Annotated in this window: 16 protein-coding genes; 1 reads left to right on the forward strand and 15 read right to left on the reverse strand. The window is 64.8% G+C overall.

The features are described from left to right. Nucleotides 1–115: 115 nt before the first annotated feature. The gene (locus tag ACOZ9V_RS15855; RefSeq protein ID WP_434591595.1) at nt 116–2344 is read right to left on the reverse strand and encodes a DUF222 domain-containing protein; all 2229 of its coding nucleotides are present in this window, start codon (nt 2342–2344) and stop codon (nt 116–118) included. Between the two features lie 660 nt (nt 2345–3004). Beyond that, nucleotides 3005–3664 (reverse strand): helix-turn-helix domain-containing protein, encoded by a 660-nt coding sequence (locus ACOZ9V_RS15860; protein ID WP_229663978.1) that lies wholly within the window; start codon nt 3662–3664, stop codon nt 3005–3007. 109 nt (nt 3665–3773) lie between these two features. Between ACOZ9V_RS15860 and ACOZ9V_RS15865 the strand changes: the two genes are divergently transcribed. After that, the gene (locus ACOZ9V_RS15865; RefSeq protein ID WP_434591599.1) at nt 3774–4802 is read left to right on the forward strand and encodes an NAD(P)/FAD-dependent oxidoreductase; all 1029 of its coding nucleotides are present in this window, start codon (nt 3774–3776) and stop codon (nt 4800–4802) included. 346 nt (nt 4803–5148) lie between these two features. Here the strand turns inward: ACOZ9V_RS15865 and ACOZ9V_RS15870 are convergent, their stop codons facing one another. The 13 genes from ACOZ9V_RS15870 to ACOZ9V_RS15930 form a co-directional block, all read right to left on the reverse strand. Then, complete coding sequence (locus ACOZ9V_RS15870; RefSeq protein ID WP_101543775.1) at nt 5149–5544, reverse strand: universal stress protein; 396 nt, start codon at nt 5542–5544, stop codon at nt 5149–5151. A 133-nt stretch (nt 5545–5677) separates the two neighbouring features. Then, a complete protein-coding gene (locus ACOZ9V_RS15875) occupies nt 5678–7111 on the reverse strand; it encodes an APC family permease (RefSeq protein WP_229663977.1) in 1434 nt (477 codons plus the stop codon). Between the two features lie 105 nt (nt 7112–7216). Beyond that, the gene (locus ACOZ9V_RS15880; RefSeq protein WP_434591603.1) at nt 7217–7918 is read right to left on the reverse strand and encodes a type 1 glutamine amidotransferase; all 702 of its coding nucleotides are present in this window, start codon (nt 7916–7918) and stop codon (nt 7217–7219) included. Continuing rightward, nucleotides 7915–9141: a dipeptidase gene (locus tag ACOZ9V_RS15885; protein ID WP_434591606.1), complete on the reverse strand. Its 1227-nt coding sequence runs from the start codon at nt 9139–9141 to the stop codon at nt 7915–7917. Before ACOZ9V_RS15885 ends, ACOZ9V_RS15880 begins: the two co-directional genes overlap by 4 nt. 112 nt (nt 9142–9253) lie before the next feature. Further along, complete coding sequence (locus ACOZ9V_RS15890) at nt 9254–10411, reverse strand: DUF819 domain-containing protein (protein WP_434595425.1); 1158 nt, start codon at nt 10409–10411, stop codon at nt 9254–9256. 220 nt (nt 10412–10631) lie between these two features. Further along, nucleotides 10632–10940, reverse strand: a complete 309-nt coding sequence (locus tag ACOZ9V_RS15895; RefSeq protein WP_139468103.1) for a DUF3870 domain-containing protein — start codon at nt 10938–10940, stop codon at nt 10632–10634. 165 nt (nt 10941–11105) lie between these two features. Then, the gene (locus ACOZ9V_RS15900; RefSeq protein WP_139468102.1) at nt 11106–11906 is read right to left on the reverse strand and encodes a serine hydrolase; all 801 of its coding nucleotides are present in this window, start codon (nt 11904–11906) and stop codon (nt 11106–11108) included. 94 nt (nt 11907–12000) lie between these two features. Next, a complete protein-coding gene (locus ACOZ9V_RS15905; protein WP_434591609.1) occupies nt 12001–13074 on the reverse strand; it encodes a S66 peptidase family protein in 1074 nt (357 codons plus the stop codon). After that, nucleotides 13067–14722, reverse strand: a complete 1656-nt coding sequence (locus ACOZ9V_RS15910) for an ATP-binding cassette domain-containing protein (RefSeq protein WP_434591612.1) — start codon at nt 14720–14722, stop codon at nt 13067–13069. The genes ACOZ9V_RS15905 and ACOZ9V_RS15910 overlap by 8 nt, the downstream gene beginning before the upstream one ends. Continuing rightward, entirely contained in the window at nt 14722–15705 is a 984-nt protein-coding gene (locus tag ACOZ9V_RS15915) for an ABC transporter permease (protein WP_434591615.1), read from the reverse strand. The genes ACOZ9V_RS15910 and ACOZ9V_RS15915 overlap by 1 nt, the downstream gene beginning before the upstream one ends. Beyond that, nucleotides 15705–16880 (reverse strand): ABC transporter permease, encoded by a 1176-nt coding sequence (locus tag ACOZ9V_RS15920; protein ID WP_434591618.1) that lies wholly within the window; start codon nt 16878–16880, stop codon nt 15705–15707. Before ACOZ9V_RS15920 ends, ACOZ9V_RS15915 begins: the two co-directional genes overlap by 1 nt. 126 nt (nt 16881–17006) lie before the next feature. Continuing rightward, complete coding sequence (locus tag ACOZ9V_RS15925) at nt 17007–18827, reverse strand: ABC transporter substrate-binding protein (protein WP_434591621.1); 1821 nt, start codon at nt 18825–18827, stop codon at nt 17007–17009. A gap of 183 nt (nt 18828–19010) precedes the next feature. Next, on the reverse strand, nt 19011–20522 hold the full coding sequence (locus ACOZ9V_RS15930; RefSeq protein WP_434591623.1) for a diaminopimelate decarboxylase: 1512 nt from the start codon (nt 20520–20522) through the stop codon (nt 19011–19013). Between the last annotated feature and the right edge of the window lie 104 nt (nt 20523–20626).

The raw sequence follows: 20626 nt of genomic DNA on the forward strand, positions 1-20626 counted from the left end.
AACATTCCGTTCTTCGCTGTTCATGCGCCGATGAACCGCACCATCGGTCACGGCATGTGTCCTGCGAAAAGCAGTCACATTGCCGGACTGTTTGTCGGCCGAACCTATGTGCTTGTCAGCCGAAGAGAGTCTCTCCGATTTCCCGCGCAATGAACCGTGCGTGGAGCACCGTTTCTTGTGCTGGGTCGATGGTCGCCGGTGGCACCCACGCGGGCCGACCGTCAACAAGCATTCTGCAGTCCCAATCGGTGTAGTCAAGCAGGTGGTGATGCGCTGAACAGGCCAAAGTGAGATTGTTGACGTCGGTCTTGCCGTTCTGCGCCCATGGGACGATATGGTGCGCTTCGCACCAGCCGGGAGGAGTGTCGCATCCGGGGAAAGTGCATCCCTGGTCACGGCTGGCGAGAATTGCCAGCTGTTTCTCTGTGGCCAACCTTCGTTCTGTCGCCAGTGCCAACGATTTCGCTCTTTCGCCCATGAGGTGGAAGAAGACCGATCCGTTCAGTCCTTCCAGTGCAGCGGAATCGATCGGAAACGGCGCTTCGGCCCCCGTGACAGCCTTGCCGGTCTGGTTCGCCAGATCTTCTGCCTTGGCTGTGACGACCAGTGCGTAGGCCGCTCCGGCCTTGATGCGGTTCATTTCGATGCTGCCGATGACGCTGGAGAAACGCTCGTAGATGCGACGCCGGACACTCGGCTGCTCAGCGGCCATCGTCACCAGTGAGCCGTCCTGCCTCACCCCGGCTCCCTGCGGGATCTCACCATTCGCGCCGACCTGTGGCGGGGTGAAGTCGAGCGAGGGGTCGAGACAGTCCGAGCGGTCGCCGCGCAGGACCTCCGTATAGACGTCGACGGCTTCCTGGTCGAGGTCGCTCACACTGGCACTGCCGCTTTCGACTGCGGAGCGGGCGTCGTCGGCAGAACGGGTATCATCGGTGGCGCTCGCTCCGTCGATCGGGCGTTCGCCATCCGCGGGAGCGGCATCGATGCCCGCCGCACTCGCGCACCTGTCCTCGTCAGACTGAGAATCGGTTTTGATGCGCGAAGTCAGCAAGCCATTGAGAATCCCACCGGTCTCCTCGTCGAGGCGACCTTTGAGGGTCCACGTTCCGTCCTTCGCCTGGCGCAGGTTGACAGCGAAGCTGTCCCGGTCTGCCGCTTCTTTCGGTTCCTGGCCGTCGGGATCGATCCAGCCCAGGATCTCTTCGAAGAGTGCATGGATATCGCAGACGCGAACCGCCTGAGCCTTTTCGACGAGCAGGCTTTCAGCCTTGATCTTGTCGTCCTCCGATACGTTCACAGGCAGGTTCTTCAAGCATTTGGAGATCGTCGACGCCTGGTTTGCCGAGAGCACTCCTTCACGAAGGGCCGCTGCGAGAATCGGAAACTGCGCCTCGATCGATTCCCCGCTCATGCTGGTCCGCTTTCCCAGGCACTCAGCGAGCTGAGTGCGGCGGTAGGCCTCTTGTGCAGACAGGTTGAGCCGATGTTGGACCAGCGCCTTCGTCGTCTTCGCCCCGTAGTCGCGGGGCGTGCCGACACGTTCGAACACGGAGAGGGTCACGACCGACAGGGACTCTGTCAGACGGTTCAAGGTCTCAAGGCCATCGAGAAGAGTCACCGCATCATCGGGCCCCATGGGGCGGGTGAAGTCGTGGAGCCCGTCGAGCAGGCCCTGCAGAGCGCAGATGCTTTCTGTGACTTCCGGGGCTGCGTGCCTCAAGTCTGACCAGCGAAACTCGTCGAGCAGGGGATGCGTGTCAGCTTCTGAGTCATAGCGTTCGGCGAGTGCCTTGTGTCGCTCCGCGCGTTCTGCCTCAGCGATACGTTCGGCTTCTTTCTGCGCCCGCTTCTTCGCCTCGTACCGCTCAACGTGGGCGTTCCACTCCGCTCTTTCACGCGCGAGTTCTTCGTCCTCTGCGCGAGCCTGCGGGTTCTTCTTCAGATACTCCTCACGCTCCGCAGCTCTCTGTGCCTCACGTTCTTCGCGCTTTGCCTTCATCCACGCGCTTTGGCGTGCTTCGATCTCTCTGATGCATGCCTGGACCTCTGCCTCGGTCTCCGGCATCGTCGTCCTGCTCGACCAGGGCCCCTGCCCGGCGTGGATATCGCCGTTCGGAAGAGCAGGCACAGCTGCGTCAGCCTCGAAAGCGGTTGCTTGACCGCCGCCTAACGCAGCTGCGCCGCCGTCGACGACTTCATCGCTGCCGTCCTCGACGGCGTCACTATGTCCGTCACCAGCCTGGTCGGCGATCGCCTCGCCGTCGGTCAGGTTGTCGGCGATCCCGTCGAATCTGTCGGCGAGAGGATGACCGGTCAGATCGAATCCGGCCTCAGCGAGCAACTCCCGGTACGTCGACCTGGAGGAGCCACCGTCGGCAGACCGGGCAGAAGAGCCGGTTGCAGTTGGAGGGAGGTCACTGGGCGGTGAACCTTGAGGGGGTGGTGCCTGCGAAGCCTTTCCCGCTTCGCGGTCGTTGTGCTCGTCGTACCTTCGGTCGGGGATGAGGGCCATCTTCGCTTTATCCGTTCATCATCGTTGATGTCTTCGGCTTGGCTCTATTCTAATCCATAAATAGAACAGAGTCGATAGTTATGGCGATTTATTTGAGAGATTTTCCCTGAATTACTATTTTGTACTATTTGTGCTGGTCAAATGGAGATTTCACTCGGAGTGCCGTGTTTGACAATGATCGCCGGTGACGGCCAGAAGAGAGGCCTCGCACCTACGGTGTCGACGAAGTGGGCTGAGACTACTCCTCGCCACTGACACGAGCACGCGGGGCCAGGGTCCCGCCACAGCCACGCAGGCAGCACCCCGCCGCAGCCACGCAGGCAGCACCCCACCGCAGCCACGCAGGACCAGGACCCCGCCACAGCCACCCGGGCAGAACTCACGTCCCGCCACGGTCACGCTTGCGGAACTCACTTCCCGCCACAATCAAGCGCGCGCAACCGACGCCCCGTCGTATCAACGAGCGCCTGCGCCGGCCCACAGCTCCACTCAGCTCTTCATATGAACGCGCTGTCCTTCGGGTCCGAACAGGCTGAGATACTCGACCCCGCCGTCATCGGCTCCCCCGAACCAGTGCGGAGTGCGCGTATCGAACTCTGCGGCCTCTCCAGCACTGAGAACCATCGTCCGGTCGCCGAGGATGAGGGTCAGGCGACCGCGGATCACATACACCCATTCGAATCCGGGGTGAGTCTTCAGCGCACCGAGCTTCGGTGTCTGCCGACCGTCGACGATGTGCTTGAAGGCCTGTACTCCGATCGCTCCGCGGCTGAGCGGCAGGATCGTCTGATCGTGGAACTTCCGCGGGGAGATATGAATGCGCGGATCGCCGATCGGCGGAGTCCCCACAAGCTCATCGAGCGGGAGCCCATAGACTCCAGCCAGCGGCAGCAGCAGCTCCAAACTCGGCTTGCGCTTCCCGGATTCCAGGCGCGACAGTGTGCTCGTCGACATTCCGGCAAGCTCAGCCACCTCGTCGAGGGTGCGCCCCTGCTCCTGCCGCAGCCCTCGCAGGCGAGCGCCGACACCCGCCAAAGACTGCCGGATAGCCTCCTGCGCCTCAACCGGGGCGGACCCATCGGAGAGGATCTCCGACATCCGACCCGTCGCATGAGCGGCACGCTCCCCTGACTCTCTTGGCTCTTCCATGCCCTCAGCATGACACAATTTGCTATTTCTGCAAACACGTTTGCACTTTTGCACGGGCTAGGAACACACTCGAATAGACGCCGACCATCCATCAGCACACAGGAGAATCATGACCACCCAAACTGCACCCGTAAACTCCCAGCCAACTGCGCCCGACTCGTCGGCCGAATCCGCGCAGGATTCCTTCGATGTCGCCGTCATCGGCGGTGGGGCAGGCGGCCTCGCCGCATCGATCGCCCTGGCCAGGTCTCTGCGATCCGTCGTCGTCATCGACGCAGGCCAGCTGCGCAATTCCTCAAGCGCACACGCGCACAACGTCCTCGGCCACGAAGGCATCAGGCCTCAGGACCTCGTCGCGAAAGGCCGCGCCGAGGCTGAGGAATACGGCGTTGCCTTCATCGATGCGACCGTGCAGCAAGCACGCACGATCGATTCGGAACCCCACCCCGCCGAGGCGGCTCCGCGGTATCGATTCGAACTGACCACCTCGGCGGGGGTCGATGTCAGGGTCCGACGCATCATCATCGCCACCGGTTTGAGCGACGAACTTCCGGACATCCCGGGTCTCGCGGAAGGCTGGGGCGACACCGTCCTGCACTGCCCCTACTGCCACGGCTTCGAGGTGCGCGGACAGCGCATCGGGGTCATCGGCACAACGGCCATGTCATACCACCAGGCGATGTTGTTCTCCCAGCTCAGCGACCACGTCAGCTTCATCCGTCACAACGCTCCCGCCCCTGATTCCGAACAGACGGCAATGCTCGATACGCTCGGCATCGAGTTCATCGATTCCACCGTCACCGAGGTGGCCCGCACCGAGTCCGGCACCGTCGTTTCACTGGCGGCCGCCGAATCCGCGGACGGAGCGGAATCTCTTACCTTCGATGCGCTCACAGTCGGTGCGTTTGGTCGAGCGAATGCCGACCTGTTCGCCCAGCTCGGAGGCGAGGTCGTCGCTCACCCGAGCGGGATGGGCACCTATATTCCGACGCAGATGGCAGGGCAGACCGATGTGCCCGGCGTCTGGGCGGTCGGCAACAGCGCAGACGTGTCGGCGATGGTCGTGGCCAGCACAGCCAGCGGGGTGATGGCCGGCGCTCATGTCAACGCCGATCTCATCATGGAGCGGCTCGGCTGAGACGTGCGTGCGGCGGGTGCATGACAGCCCAGCGAGCCTGGTTGCGTGCGCGCTGCGGACGCGCCCGCAGCAATGCAAGCGCGGGCGCCCCGCGGCGAAGCGAGCCTGGCTACGGGGTGCCGCCCGCTCGTGCCCACGGCCAAGCGAGCCGGGGGGTGCGGGTGCGTCCGCTCGTGCCCGCGACGAAGGAAGCGCGGGCGTCACCAATTTGCGGGGCGGCCCTTTTCGCGGGCCACCGCCGCAGTTGTCGCGCTGTTGCGGCGCGGCCCGCTTCCGCAGCCCACGCCGACATTACGCATGCACAACATGACCCGTCGCCGCGGCGCACGTCGCTGCGGTCAAGCCCTCAGTGCGCGGCTTTGACGCACAGCACCGGGGCTTCGGCGTCGAGGATGACCTTCTGAATCGTCGACCCGAGCAGAAACTTCCCGACCGGGGTGCGCTTCCGGGTTCCGAGCACGATCAGTTCGGCTCCCACCTCGTTGGCGGTGTCGAGGATCTGTTCGGCCGGGTCGTACTCGCTGCCCAAGGTCAGTACGCGGAATTCGACGTCCGCCCTGGTCAGGTAGTTGTTGACCGATTTGAGCTCCCCTTCGCCGAGGCGGTAGGAGTCGCTGCGCTGCGCCGACCGTGACGCATTGACGACGACGAGCTCCTTGCCGTCCTTCTTCGCCTGCGCGATGCCGGCATCGAGAGCAGCGTGTCCGGCGGGATTGTTGACGTAACCGACGAGTACTGTCATTTTTCACCTTCGTTGGATTGAGCTGTACAGAACCGAGCGCGCAGGTCCGGAACCCACAGTCCCAGCATATCGAGCGATGCAGACATGGGTCGGCGAGCGGCCCCGGCTGCGCCGCCTCGGCGAGGGGATGAGTTCACGACAGCTCTTCGGGATTGCGGAATCGGGTGCTCGTGCCCTTCGTCGAGCGGTTCCAGAACCAGGTCACGGCCCACAGGACGACACCGATGCCGACGAGCGCCGCCGCGATCTGATACTGGATGAGCTCATCGAGACGGGCCCACGGACCGACGAGGAACACGCAGGTGATGACGCCGATCCACGGCAGAATCGTCGGCGCCTTGAAGTGTTCGGCATTGCCGGACTTGTCCTTGCGCAGGATGAGCACAGCGACGTTGACGACGGCGAACACTGCCAACAGCAGCAGCGAGGTGGTGCCGCCCAGGGACGCGGTCACCGTCTCGGGCAGGATCGTGGACACGAAGAAGATGAGCGCGAAGGCGATCAGCGTCGTGAAGATGATCGACACCCACGGCGAGCGGCGTCCGGCCAAGACCTTCGCGAACACGGGCGGGAGCACGTTCTGCTTAGCCATTCCGTAGAGCAGACGGCTGGCCATGAGCATGTTGATCAGGGCCGAGTTCGCAACGGCGAACATCGTCATGAATGGGAAGATCGTATCGATCGGCAGGCCCGGAGCACCCTCCCGGACGACCTCGAGCAGTGGCGTCTCGCTCTCGGTGAGCACGCCGATGGGCACTGCTGCGACGGTGACCAGGGAGACGAGGACGTAGATGATGCCGGTGATCGTCAGACCAGAGAGCATGATCTTCGGGAAGATCCGCGGATCCTTCGTCTCCTCGACCATGTTGACCGAATCCTCGAAACCGACCATGGAGAAGAAGGCGAGCGCAGTGGCACCGGTGACCGCGAGGAAGACGCTCTTGTCGCCCTCGGTCTCGAAGATCATCACGCGTGAGAAGTCGGCGTCACCCGAACCGAGTGCGAAGAAGCCGACGACGATGACCAGCAGCAGACCGCTCAGCTCGATGAGAGTGAGGACGACGTTGAACCATACGCTCTCGCCGACTCCGCGGAGGTTGATGAGCGCGATGAGAGTGAGGAACGCCAGCGCAATCCACATCACCCCTGTGCCGGAGACGTCCCAACCGAAGCCGGCCACGAGGTTCGCCGCGAAGACATTCGACGCCGTCGATGCCGAGGTGATTCCGGAGCTGAGGACGGCGAAGGCGACGAGGAACGTCACGAAGTGGATTCCGAACGCCTTGTGCGTATAGAGCGCTGCACCCGCAGCCTGCGGATACTTCGTCACGAGTTCCATATAGGAGAAGGCGGTGATCAGCGCGATGAGGAAGGCGAGGATCACCGGTGCCCAACCGGCACCGCCGACCTGCCCGGCCACCTTGCCCGTCAGAGCATAGACGCCGGTTCCGAGGATGTCACCGACGATGAACAGAAGCAGCAGCTTCGGCCCCATGACCCGCTTGAGGGTCTCGGGCTGGTGTCCGTCACCGGGGTCGATTGTCGTCGTGGGTTCTTTGTCGCTCACGATTCCTCCGTGTCCAATGCGGCGGCTGTGCCGCATACCTGGCAACCCTGACTGTGGTCAGAGCCTCGCCTAGTATGCCTCAGACACGAGCCTGACACACAAGCTTCAGTTCCGAACCACCGTGAGAAACGCGGAGAACAGGGCCTTCGAATCACGTTCGCTCTCCGGCCCGAGCTCCATCGCTTCTTCCAACAGGGTATCTTTATCGAACCCCAAAGTCTGCAGTTTCTCCGCATCCCAGCGCTCGATGTTCGCCCGCGTCGACTCCGGGTGGAACTGCGTCCCCCACGCCCTGCCGACCCGGAACGCCTGGAATTCGCAGGCCTCGCTCCTGGCGAGCAGGGTCGCCTCCTCGGGGAGGGCGACGATGCGGTCAACGTGGCTTTCGACGAACGAGGTCCGTGGCCGGATCGCGGAGAACACCGGGTCCGCGGCCGCCTCGGCGGTGGTGTCGATCCGCGTGTATCCCTTCTCCGGCGCTCCGGTCCGAGCCCGCACATCGCCCCCGATGACGTGGGCGATGAGCTGCCCGCCGAGGCAGATACCGAACTGCGGCAGATCCGTGGCCAGGGCATGGCGGACGAGTTCGGCCTCATCGGCCAACCATGGGGCCCGATCCGTCTCATCGGGCATGTACCCGCCGCCGAGCATGATGAGCCCGTCATAGCCATCGAGTTCCGAGGGCGCCGGCAGGGGCGAAACCCCGCCGATGCGCAGATCGAATTCGACGTTCTCGCTGATCATCCACCGTGTCAGCAGTCCCGGCTGAGATTCGATGTCATTGACGATGACGAGCAGCCGCGTCATGATTCCGCCCCCGCCGAGGCGGCCGAACCATTGCCTGCGGACCCGACGTTGCCGCCGCCGTTCCCCGTCGCCGAGGCGGCCGTGCCGTTGGCCGCGGAACCGGCGTTGGCCGCGGACGGTGCGTCGACCGCCGAGCCGAGGAACGCCGTGTACGCATCCTCGTGCGCGTCGAGGACGCGCATCGCATTGTCGAAGCCGATCTTGCGCAGGTCGGTCTGCGACCAGCCGCGCGAGGCGAGCTCGGCGAACAGGTTCGGATACTGGCCGGCATCACCGAGTCCGGTCGGCAGCTCATCGACTCCGCAGATGTCGCCGCCCAGTCCGATGTGATCGATGCCGATCCGTTCGCGAACGTAATCGCAGTGGTCGGCGACCTGGGCCACGGTCACCTCGGGGGCGGTTCCCTGTTCTCCCGCGTCGACCCATTCGCGGCGGGCGTTCGAGACGAACGAGGGCACGAACGTCATCATCGCCACTCCCCCGTTGTCGGGCACGCGGTCCAAGACGTCGTCCGGGATGTTGCGCGGGTGCGGGTTGAGACCGTACGCGCAGGAGTGGGTGAAGAGGACCGGCAAGGTGCTCTGATCCAGCGACTGGTGCATGACGGAGGGCGCGACGTGGGAGAGGTCGAGGATCATCCCGATCCGGTTCATCTCCGCCACGACCTCACGTCCGAAGACGCTCAAGCCGCCGTGGACCGGTTCGTCCGTGGCCGAGTCGGCCCAGGAATGAGTGGTCGACCACGTCAGAGTCATATAGCGGGCCCCGGCGCGGGCGTACGACCGCAGCACGGCGAGGGATTCGTCGATCTGCTGACCGCCTTCGACGCCCATGAGGGAGGCGACCTTGCCGGCTGCGCGAGCCGCACGGACGTCGGCGGCGGTACGGGCGAAGGCAAGTCGTTCGGGGTAGGCGGTGACGACACGCTGGACCGCGTCGATCTGCTCCCATGTGGCCTTGATCGCGTCGGCGCCGGTGATCGAGGAATGAACGTAGACGGACCAGTACTGCGCGGCCACGTGTCCGGCCGCCAGCTGATCCATCGTGGTGAACGGCGAGACGGCCGGGTCGTTGAGCCCCTCCACGCTGTAGTCGCGTTCCTCGCGCAGGTACCAGGCGAGGTCGTTGTGTCCGTCGAAGACGTCGACGGCGGGTGCGGATGCTGCGTCTGGTGCGGATTCAGTGTCGGGTCCGGCTGCGGAGGCTGTGTTGGGTGCGGTCATGGTCGGGTCCTTCCGGTCGGGCGGATTGGGTCGGTGCAGGGGGGCACGCACGGAACGGCACGCCCGCGATGGGGAGGTCGGCCGCCTCGGCGAGGTGGGGTCGGTTCGTTCATCATGCCAGCCCGGACAGGATCTGGGCCGACCACAGGCCGAGGAACGTGCCGAGGAACGTTCCCATCAGCGCGAACAGCACACCGACGGGGACGAGCTGTCGGTTGAAGGCTCCCGCAACGACCGGCGCCGAGGCGATTCCGCCGATGTTCGCGGTGCTGGCCACGGCGATGCTGAAGAGCTCGGTGCGGGTGAGCTTGGCGTAGATGAGCATGATGGCGATGTGAACGACGAGGACGATGATGCCCGCCACCAGATAGAGCGGCGCTTCGGCCAGGGAGGTGAAGTCCGAGCCCGAGGCGATGATGCCGATGATGAGGTAGAGCAGGATCGTCGCGAGCTCATTGGATCCGGCGGTCCTGCCGAACCGAGTCGATCCGATGGCCAGCCCGAGGACGCTGACGATGAGGATCGTCCACGCCGTGCCGTCGATGACCGTTCCGACCTCGGGCAGCAGTTCGCCGAGGCGGATCGCCAGGGCCGAGGCCAGCAGTGCGAATCCGATGAGTCCGAAGATCGACGACAGCGTCATCGGCTTCTCCTCCTCGGCCGAAACTCTGTCGGTGAAATCGAGCTTCGACATATCGGCCTTCGTCCACTTGTCGAACTTGTCGGAGACTGTGACGGAGGAGAAGATGAACAGCAGCCAGAAGGAGTAGAGCACTGTGTCGACGATGAGGACGTAGCCGAACACGTTCTCGGGTGCCTGGAGGACCTCCTGCACCGCGACCATGTTCGCCGAACCACCCGTCCACGAGGCGTTGAGAGCGCCGAGGGCCTTCCACGCTTCCGGGTCGAGGCTGGAGTGCAGGATGAGGTAGCTGATTATGAAGCCGATGATGATGCTCGCCGCGGTCACCGCAAAGGTGAGCAGCAGTTTGGGCCCGAGCTTGATGATCTGCCGGATATCGCACTTGAACAGCATGAGCAGGATCATCGCGGGCAGCATCACCTCGCGCAGGGTGTCGCCGACCGCGGTGATGTCTCCACCGTCGTGGTCGAAGACGCCGAAGGTGTTGAGCAGCGCCGCCACGATGTAGAGGATGACGAAGCCGGGCACATATTTGAAGAGCTTGAAGCGCCCGCTCCGGTCCGCGACGACGAGCGCTGCGGAGATCGCCAGAAGCAGGCTGATGAATAGAAAACCGTCCGTGATCACTAACGACACTTCCTCATTGAATACGTCCATCCCGGCAGAGGCAGAGCCGACGGTGCCGCAGCTGGCTGCGCCGCACGGCGCGGATGGCAGCAGCACCGGTTGGGCCAGTGGCAGAGCCACGGGCGGCACCGAGGATGCCTCCGGGATGGAGCAATGTGCAGTTGTCGATCGGATCCGGTCCGGTGAGGGCCCGGGCAATCGGGGTGGTCGAAGGCGCTGCCTAAGCGGTGACCTCGCGGTACTTCTTCGCGGCGTTGTTCACTGCTGTGATCAGCGCCTTCTGCGAGGATCCGTGGTAGCGGCGCTGGATGCGCTCTATCAGTCGACCAGGGTCCGTGATGTCGGCATCGACGAACAGGCTCCGAATGAAGTTCCGGGTCAGAGCCAACGTCGCCGTGCAGTCCACATCGAGGATTCGGTGGGTGTCCGGCTGGATCTCGAACGCAACGTAGAACAGACCGAACTGGTTGGTGATCGGGTTGTTCGACGGAGCCTTCGCTTCGCCTGTGAGGTAGATCGTATCGGACATCGCCCACCAGACTACCCCACGGCTCTCGGCGCCGAGACCGGTCCGAAAGCAGCCGGGGCGCTCCCAGAGCGGCCGCGAGTCGCCCGGCAGGCGACGACTGCCGCCGGGGACATTCGTCAGGCGAAAGGCGAGTTCCCATCGACGGCAGTCGAACGCAGTGGACGCTCAGAGGAACCGGTGGATCGCGTTGCCGGCCTGCCGCATGATCGGCATGACGTCGACGACGCGGTCGGTGCCCGGTTCCCAGTTCGCGAACACCGCATAGGCGACGCGACGCGTAGGCGTCATCACGATCCCGGCATCGGCCCGGATCGTCCCGTTCGTGCCGGTCTTGTTCCACACCCACACGTCCCGCTGGTAGTTGTAGTGAGCGAGCGGGTCCAGATCGAACGCCGAGGCGACCATCGAGGTGTCCGCGCCGGCTCCCAACCAGCGCCGGAAGACCTCGTTCGTCGACTCGTCCCAGAACTCGTCCTTGGCGTGCCTGGCCATGAAATCACTGAGCTCCGCGGCCGTGCCCGTCGACAGTGTCCGCGGCGCTTTGGCCGGGCGCGGCCAGCGCAGAAAGTCGTGCAGACCCGAGTTCCTGTACCCGAGCTTCTCCACCTGATCCGCAACATTCTCCAGCCCGACCCTGCGGATGAGCACGTTCGTGGCGAAGTTGTCGCTGAACGCCCCGATGAGCAGAGCGACGTCGAAGATGCTCAGATCGTCCTGCTCCATGAGGTACCAGATCCCCGATTCGTCGACCCTCTCCGAAGGCCGCCGATGCAGGCGTTCCTCCAGGTCAAGCGTGCCGTCCTTGTACATCTGCAAGGCAGTGTGGAGGAGGAAGACCTTGCCCATGCTGGCGGTGTCGAGTTCGTCGTTCTCATTGTGGGCGAACACCCGTTCCCCACTGTCGACGTCGAAGGCCAGAGCGCTGAATCGCACTCCGGGCAGTCCATCGAATTTCAGTTCGCTCATCAGCGTGCTCCTGTCAGTCTCGTTTCGTTCATGTCTGCGCGCCCGCGATTCGTTCGCCTCACCGAGCCGGGCCATCGGCACGTGGTCGGCACCATCATGCCTGCCCACCCGCGTGATCCACCCACAGCCGCGGCCGTTCCCCGGGCTCCGCCTTGAGCGTGACGTCGACGCCGAGTGGGGCGCTCGGCGCATCGGGATCGTGGCCGAAGCCCATCTCAGACACGATCGGGATTCCCAGACCGCCGAGGTAGTCGATCATCAGCGCCTCCACCTCGTGGACGGGCGCGCAGTCCTCCCACGAGCCGAGCACCACCGCATCCGCCGAGGTGAACCACCCGCCGCGGACCAGCTGCACCATGAGATTGTCGAGCCGGTACAGCTCCTCGTCGACGTCTTCGAGCATGAGGATGCTCGGACCCCGATGCTCGCGTCGTTCCCGCACGTCAATGAGCTCGGGACTGCCCATCCCCGCGGCGATGAGACTGAGATTTCCCCCGCCGAGGCGGCCCCTCGCCGACCCCGGAACCAACGTCTGCGCCCGGCTGAGCGGGCGGGTCGCAGCGGTCTGCTCCGCCGCAGCGGTGCCCTCCGTCGCACGGTCCTGAGTGGTCGAAATGGTCACGTCCTCTGCGGGGAAGCCGAGTTCGCGGCCGCCCCAGGGATGGAACAGCCACGAGGCCACCTCGTCGGGGACGACCGTCGAGTTCTTGAACGGGTCATTGCCGACCATCGGGCAGAACAGAGTCGCGACGCCGAGGTGGTGTTCCCAGGCCTGGTGGAGTGCGGTGATGTCCGAGGAGCCGGTGAGCAGCTTGGGACGGCCGTCCCTGCGCAGCCTGTGCCGGCGCATGAGGTCGAAGTCGATGCCGTCGAGCAGGCGCATGGCTCCGAACCCTCCGCGGAGCGCGATGACCGCATCCGTGTCCGGATCGCACCACGCGTCGACGAGATCGGCCCGGCGCTCGGCGTCCGTGCCGGCCAGATACTTCACCCGCGGGTGCCGGCTGCGGACGTTGGCCCCCGGCACGACGTCGAAGCCCCAGGATTCCAGCTGGGCGATGGCCCGCTGCAGCGACTCCTCGTCGGTGGGTCCCGACGGCGCAATGAGGCGAACGGTGTCACCGGGCGCCAGCGGTGCAGAATCGAGATATGGGCTCGACTTACTCATTCCTCACCAGACTCTGACTTCCCAGTCGGGGAACCGCGGCGAGCAGCTCCTGAGTGTACTCGTGCTGCGGATCGGACAGCACCCTGTCGACCTCACCGTATTCGACGATCTCCCCTCTCTTCATCACCGCCACCGTATCCGCGATGTTCCAAGCCAGGCCGAGGTCGTGGGTGATGATGAGCGCACTCATCCCGAAGTTCTTCTTCAGCGCGAGGAACAGCGACAGGATCTCCCCGCGCACCGAGGCATCCAGCGACGCCACCGGCTCATCGGCGATGAGCACCTGCGGGTCGAGAGCCAGAGCGCCGGCGATGACGACGCGCTGCCGCTGTCCGCCGGAGAGCTCCTGCGGAATCGACTCGAGATAGTCCTCGGCAGGGGTGAGCTCGGCGGCTTCGAGCGCGCCGATGACCCTCTCGTACTCCCTGTCCTTGATCCCCTGAACCTTCAGGCCCTCGACCACGGCCTCGTACACGCTGCGTTTGGGATTGAGCGATCCGGCCGGGTCCTGCAGAATCATCTGCACCTTCTGCCGAAATGCTCGCAGCTCCTTCGCCTTCTTCGGCAGAGCCTTGCCCGCGAACGACAGCTGCGAACCCGCTTCCACCTCCTGCAGACCGAGCAGCGACCGTGCCAGAGTCGTCTTCCCCGAGCCGGACTGGCCGACGACGGCGAGGATCTCCGCCTTCCGCAGCTGCAGGTCCACACCGCGCACCGCACGTTCACGACCCCGCCGGGTGTCGAAGGAGACACTGAGATCCTTCGCCTCGAGCACTACCTCATCCGTCATGGTGAACGGTTCGGCCCGGACCACCTCGGCGGGTTTGAGTGTTCGGGGATTCAGCCGGGATTCGGGGTCCCCGATCTGCGGAAACGCACCGGCCAGTTGCTTCGTGTAGTCCTCCTGCGGAGACAGGCACACTTCGTCGCTCGGTCCGTATTCGACGAGGCGGCCGTGACGCATGATCGCGAGTTTCGCGCACACGGCCGAGAGCACGGCGAGGTCGTGGCTGATCATCAGCAGGGAGATTCCGCGTTCGGCGACGAGGCGGGCCAAGCCGGACAGGATCTGCTTCTGCACGATGACGTCGAGAGCAGTCGTCGGCTCGTCGGCGATGATGATATCGGGTTCACAGGCGAGCGCCATGGCGATCATGATGCGCTGTTTCTGCCCGCCGGAGAGCTCGTGCGGATATGCGCTCGACTTCGATGCCTCGAGGTTGACCTCGGCGAGGAGTTCGAACATCCGGTCCCGGCGCTTCTGCGGAGTCGTCCACGTGCCCTTCGAGTGATGCTCGAGGGCTTCGATGATCTGGCTTCCCACCTCGCGGACGGGATTGAGAGAGTGCAGAGCTCCTTGAAAGACGATCGAGGCCTGTGCCCACCGGACCGCGCGGATCTGGCCGAAGCTCAGTTCCCGGATGTCCTGCCCGCCGAGGAGGACCCGCCCCTCGAGGCGAGCCGACTTCGGCAGCAGGCGCAGAGCCGACATGATCAGGGTCGACTTCCCCGACCCGGACTCCCCTGCGATGCCCAGGGTGGCACCGGCGGGCAGGTCGAGGCTGACGCCCTGCACGGCGACGACGTCGCCGCGGTCGGATGAGGAGCGGTAGGTGATCGAGACGTTCTCGAATTGCAGATCGGTCATCAGCGGCTCCTCAGGGCAGGGTTGATGATGGCCTCGAATGCGCGCCCGACCATCGTGAACGCGAGCACGACGAGCAGGATCGCCACACCCGGGGTGAGCACGTACCACCAGTAGCCGGAGGTCGCCGCGGACACGTCCATCGAGTTCTTCAGGATCGTGCCCCACGATTCCTTCGACGTGTCCCCGAGGCCGAGGAACGACAGCGTCGATTCGGCGATGATCGCCCCACCGACGGTCAGCGTCGTGTTCGCGAGCACGAGCGGCATCACCGCCGGCAGCAGGTGCCGGAACAGGATATGGGAATGACCGGCACCGAGGATGCGCGCCCTTTCGATGTAGAGCCGAGATTCGACGCTCAAGGTCTGCGAGCGCACGATTCGTGCCGTGGACGCCCATGAGGTCAGTCCGATGGCGACGACGATCGTGAAGACTCCGCGTTCGAGCACGGAGGAGAGCACTATCGCGAGCAGCAGGGACGGCAGGACGATGAAGAAGTCGACGATGCGCATGATGATGCCGCCGAACAGTCCCGTGAAGTGACCGGCGGCCAGGCCCATGATGGTGCCGATGATCATCGACATGACGGTCGCGGCGACGCCGACGAGGATCGACACGCGCGCTCCCCAGAGGATGCGCACCCACAGCTCCCGTCCCAGGTCATCGGTGCCCAAGGGGTGGTCGAGGCTCGGCGGGGCATAGCGCGGCACGTCGAGCTGCTTCGTGACATCGAGCATCGAGGCCGGGGCGATGAGCGGTGCGGCGATCGCGATGACGATGAAGAAGAGGAGCACGACGGCGCCGATGAGCGCCGGGACATCGGAGCGGAAGAGCGCCCAGTTCTTCTTCGCGTTGTTCAGGCGGCGTTCGCGCACGAGCTTCGCGCCGTCGACGGCGGGGATGGATCCCCGGGTTTCCGAACCACGCGGATTCGGTTCGTTCGATGAGGGGCCGGGGGCCGCCTCGGCGGGGGTGTTCGCGCTCATCAGGCCCTCCTGACGCGGGGATCGAGGAATCGGTAGACGATGTCGGCGGCGAGGTTCATCACGATGATGATCGCCGAGAACACGACGAAGGTGCCCTGCAGCAGCGGCAGGTCGGGGCCGCGGATGGCTTCGAAGGTGAGCTTGCCCAGTCCCGGCCACGAGAACACGGCTTCGACGGTGACGGCGCCGGCGATGAGTCCGCCGATGTGGAGGAAGACGACGGTGACGGTCGGCAGCAGCGCATTCGGCACGGCGTGACGGCGGCGGACCTCATCCTCGGTGAGTCCTTTTGCGCGGGCGGTCGTGAGGTAGTCCTCGTTCATCTCCTCGAGCAGGGAGGCGCGCATGATCATGAGGAACTGTGCGTAGACGACGGCGACGAGCGAGACGACGGGGAGGATGAGGTGTTTGATGACGTCGATGATTCCGGCCGGTGACCACGGGTCGAGGCCGGGGGTGATCATGCCGCCGGTGGGCAGCCATTGGAGGGTGCCGCCGAAGATCATGAGCAGGATGAGGCCGAGCCAGAACGTCGGCACGGACCAGAAGATCAGCGAGGTCGAGGAGGCGAGCTTGTCGAACAGGGTGTTGCGGCGCCAGGCCGAGATCTGTCCGAGCCACAGGCCCAGGACGATGGCGATGGCGGCCGCGGTGGCGGTGAGCAGCAGCGTCGGGCCGAGGTATTCGCCGATGAGCGAGGACACGGATTTCCGGTACACGTAGGACTCGCCGAGGTCGCCGGTGACGATGCCGACGAGGTAGTCCCAGAACTGGACGATCACGGGTTTGTCGAGTCCGTATTGGCTGCGCAGTTCGGCGATCTGCGCCGGCGACATCGGCCGTTCCTTCGCGATCTTGAGCACGGGATCGCCGGGCAGCATGCGGAAGGCGAAGAAGCCGAGCACGATGACGAGGACCATCGAGGTCGCGGCCCCGCCGAGCTTGCGCAGGAAGTAGCGGGTGAACGATCCGCCGGCCGGTGGTTCGTCCATATCGACGGTGGCGGGGTTCGCCGGGTTGGCGGGGCTCGCGTCGGCGGGATTCTCGTCGGCAGTTGCCGCGGATCCCCTCGCCGAGGCGGGACTGGGGTTCGTGGGGTCGGTGCCCGGGTTCGCCGTGCCCGTTCCTCGGTCAGGGCGATCCCCGGAATGGGGATCGTGGGTGGGTGTGCTCACTGTGGTGCTCCAGGTGGTGGGGACGGGACCGTGGGCCCGGGTGCCGCAGGTGGTGCGGACTGGCCCGTGAGTCCGGGTGCCGCAGGTGGTGCGGATGGTGCGGCACCCGGACTGTGGGTGTGGGGACTATTCGCGGTCGTCGGACTTCTTGCGACGGCTGAGCAGCCAGCCGCCTCCGCCGAGGACGACGATGACCGCTGCCGCGATGCCGATCCAGCCGCCGGCGCCCATTCCGCCGCCGGTGGCTTCCTCTTCGCTGACGGGTTCGACCGAGGAATATCCCCAGTAGCCGACCTGGTTGGCGATGGCACCGCCGTCGCTGGGCTGTTTGGTGAAGTTGTCGAACCGGTCGGAGCGGTAGGCCTCGAGCTGGTTCGGGTACCACAGCGTCACCGAGGGGGCTTCCTCGTAGTGGATGGCCTGGGCCTTCTGCACGAGGTCCTGACGCTTGGCCTGGTCGAGCTCGACGTGCTGAGCCTGATAGAGCTTGTCGAATTCCTTGTTGCACCAGCCGTCTTGGCTGGTGCCGCCGTTGCCGTCGGCGTCGGGGCGCTGACCGCAGGTGTTGATGCTCAGCTGGTAGTCGGGATCGGGATTGATCGACCAGCCGGAGAAGTACATATCGTAGTCGCCCTTGGTGGTGCGTTCGGACACCGTGTCGACGTCAGAGGACTCGTTCTTCAGGTCGATGCCGATGTCCTTCATCCACGGTTTGAGGAACTTCGCGGTGCTCTGTTCGATCGGCGCGTCGGCGTCGGTGAGGAAGCGCAGCTGCAGCTTCTCACCGTCCTTCTCGCGGATGCCGCCGGATCCTTCCTTCCAGCCGGCGTCGTCGAGGAGCTTCTTCGCCTCGGCCACGTCGAAACCGCTGATGACGGAGTTGTCGGACTTGAGTGCCCAGTCCGGGTAGACGGCAGGAATGAAGCTCGTGGCCGGTTGCGCATAGTCCTGCATGACCTGTTTGCGCAGGGTCTCGGTGTCAATGCCGGCGCGGATTGCCTGGCGGACCTTCTTGTCCTTCAGCGCCTCATTGCCGGTGCCGAATTCCTTGCCCTTGGCGTCGGCGACGCCCGGGTTGATGGAGATTCCATTGAAGCGGCGGCCGTTGCCGTCGTTGAGTTCGACGTTGTCCGCGTTCTCCAGCGCCGTGAACTGGTCGGGGCTGAGCCCGGTGATGAAGTCGACTTCGCCGGAGCGGATCGCCTGCACCTGCGCATCTGAGTTCGTGTAGTAGCGGTACTGGATCTCGTCGAGCTTCGGCTTGCCGCGCCAGAAGTTCGGGTTCGCCTTGAGCGTGATCGACTTGTTCGCCTCGTAGCTCTCGAGCTGGAAGGGTCCCGAGCCGACGGACTTCTCATCGTTCTTGAATTCGCCGGGCTTGTCGATCTTCGACCAGACGTGCTCGGGCACGACGGGGATCTCTTGGCCGGGGTTGTTCGCCTGCGGCTTCTTCAGGGTGATCTTGACGGTGCCGTCGTCGGGGGCCTCGACCTTGTCGAAGTTCTCGACGAGGCTGCCGTTGGCCACCGCCATCTCTTCCTTCTCCATCATCTGGTTGTAGGTCCAGGCGACGTCTTTCGAGGTCAGCGGTTCACCGTCGGACCATTTCATGTCCGGACGGATCGTGTAGGTCCAGACCTTGCCCTCGGAGTCCGTGTTCCATTCGGTGGCGAGCCCCTCGGTGATCGAACCGTCCTTGGCGTCGTTGGCCACGAGGTTCTCGTACATGTACCGGAAGGTGTTCGTCGGCACGAGGTAGAAGGACGTGAACGGGTTGAAGGAGTCGATGAAACCGTCGGTGGCGATCCGCAGCACGTTCTCGGAGGCCGGAGCCTCCGAGGTGGCGGCCTGCGCCGGGGAGGCGGCCATCGATCCGGCAAGGGCGAGTGCTGCGACGCCGGCCAGGCACCGTTGCCAGCCTCTGCGCAGTGAGTGTGAAGTGAACATCTTCGTCTTTCTTCTCGTGCGGTGATTCACTTGTCCTCCCCTGACCCGGGTGAATCGGAGTGTTCTCCCGGGTCAGAGCAGATGTGTTCTCCATCACTCTACGTTCGAAGTGACGTGAAAACGGCACAACAACACACAAATATGCCAGCCGGTCACTGTGCAGATGCCACAGGCGGTTCGAAATCAGCTGCCGTGGGCAAGAGGTTCGGCAGCGGTTTCGCGATCGTCCGGGTTCAGCGCACGTCCGTCCGGGCTCAGCGCGCGGCTCGCCGGGCTCAGCCCGCGGTTCGCCGGGCTCAGCGGGCGCAGCTCGGTCTCGCCCGCCTCGGCGAGGATCTCAGCGATCGTCTGCCCGCGGCGGATGATGCTGAACTCGATGCCGCCGTCGGGAGCAGTGCGGTAGCCGAAGATCGGCACCCGCGGGAGCAGATTGTAGGAGAACGGGTTCGAGAAGTAATAGGCACCTGTCTCGGGCACGGCGACGAGGTCACCCGCGTCGAGACGCGGCAGCATCCGATCCCGGGCCAGGAGGTCGCCGGAGAAGCAGGCGGGTCCGGCGACGTCGGTCGGGACAATCTCGGTGTCGGCTTCTTCGGCGGTCTTGGGGCTCCCGTCCGAGGTGAACGGCAGGATCCGCAGGGGCCAGTCGTTCGGGGCATAAGCGGTGCGGGTGGCGACCTGGACGCCGGCCTGGGTCATGACGATGCGGCGCCCGCCGGTGGTCTTCGCGTATTCGACGCGGGTGAGGATGGTGCCGGCCTTGGCGAGGAGGGCGCGGCCGAATTCGGTGACGATGTCGAAGCCGAACAGGCCCGGCACCTTCTCTTCGAGCACCGAGCGGTAGTCGGCGAAGGTCGGCGTGATGTCCTCACCGTCGAAGTTCACCGACAGTCCCCCGCCGATGTCGATGCGCGTGATCCGCCTGGTCGAGGCACGGGAGTTGATCTCCTCGGCGAGGTCGACGGCGGCGCGGATTCCGACGGCGGCCTTGTCGAGGCTGATGCCCTGCGAGCCGGAGTGGACGTGGATCTGACTCAGCCATGGGCGAGCGAGGTATGCCTCGATAAGGGCCTCGCGGGCGCCCGGGTCGGCGAGGCCGATACCGAATTTCGAGGTTTCGGTGGCGGTGCTCAAGGCGCCGATCGCGCCCGTGCCCGACTGCGGATTGATGCGGATTCCGATCTTGGCCGAGGCAGCCGTGGCGTCTGTGACTGCCGTGCTGTTCCGATCCGCCAGGATCGTGTCGAGGCGGGAGAGTTCGTCGAAGTTGTCGACATTGATCGAGACGCCGAGGTCGACGGCCCGGCACAGTTCGGCCCAGGTCTTGGCCGGGGAGTCGAAGACGATGCGGTCGGGTGCGAACCCGGCCGAGAGGGCGAGTTCGAGTTCGCCGGGGCTGGCGACCTCGCAGCCGGCTCCCGCCTCGGCGAACCGGCGCAGCAACGACGGCAGCGGCACCGCCTTGCACGCCACTGCGTGGAGCACCTCGCGATCTGATGCGAATGCCGAGGTCAGCCGGTCGAAGGCGGTGTCGACCCAATCAATATCCATGAGTCCGAGCACAGCCGCCTCATCGGTCAGCGCCGGGACGTTGTCCGACTGCGCGGGTGCGGCATCCGGCTGCGTAGGAGCCGAATCCGACTGCGCGGAGGCATGTGCCGACTGTGCTGGATCGGCTGAGCGGTGTGGCGACACACTGTTCTCTGCGATCGTTCGGATTGCTCGGGCGCGACGGTTCGGAATCGCATGGTGGTGACTGGGCATAACGTCCTTTGTTCGAGATCTGTTGTCACTTTAGG

Source organism: Brevibacterium sp. 1718, from assembly GCF_051131255.1.
Taxonomy (GTDB): domain Bacteria; phylum Actinomycetota; class Actinomycetes; order Actinomycetales; family Brevibacteriaceae; genus Brevibacterium; species Brevibacterium sediminis.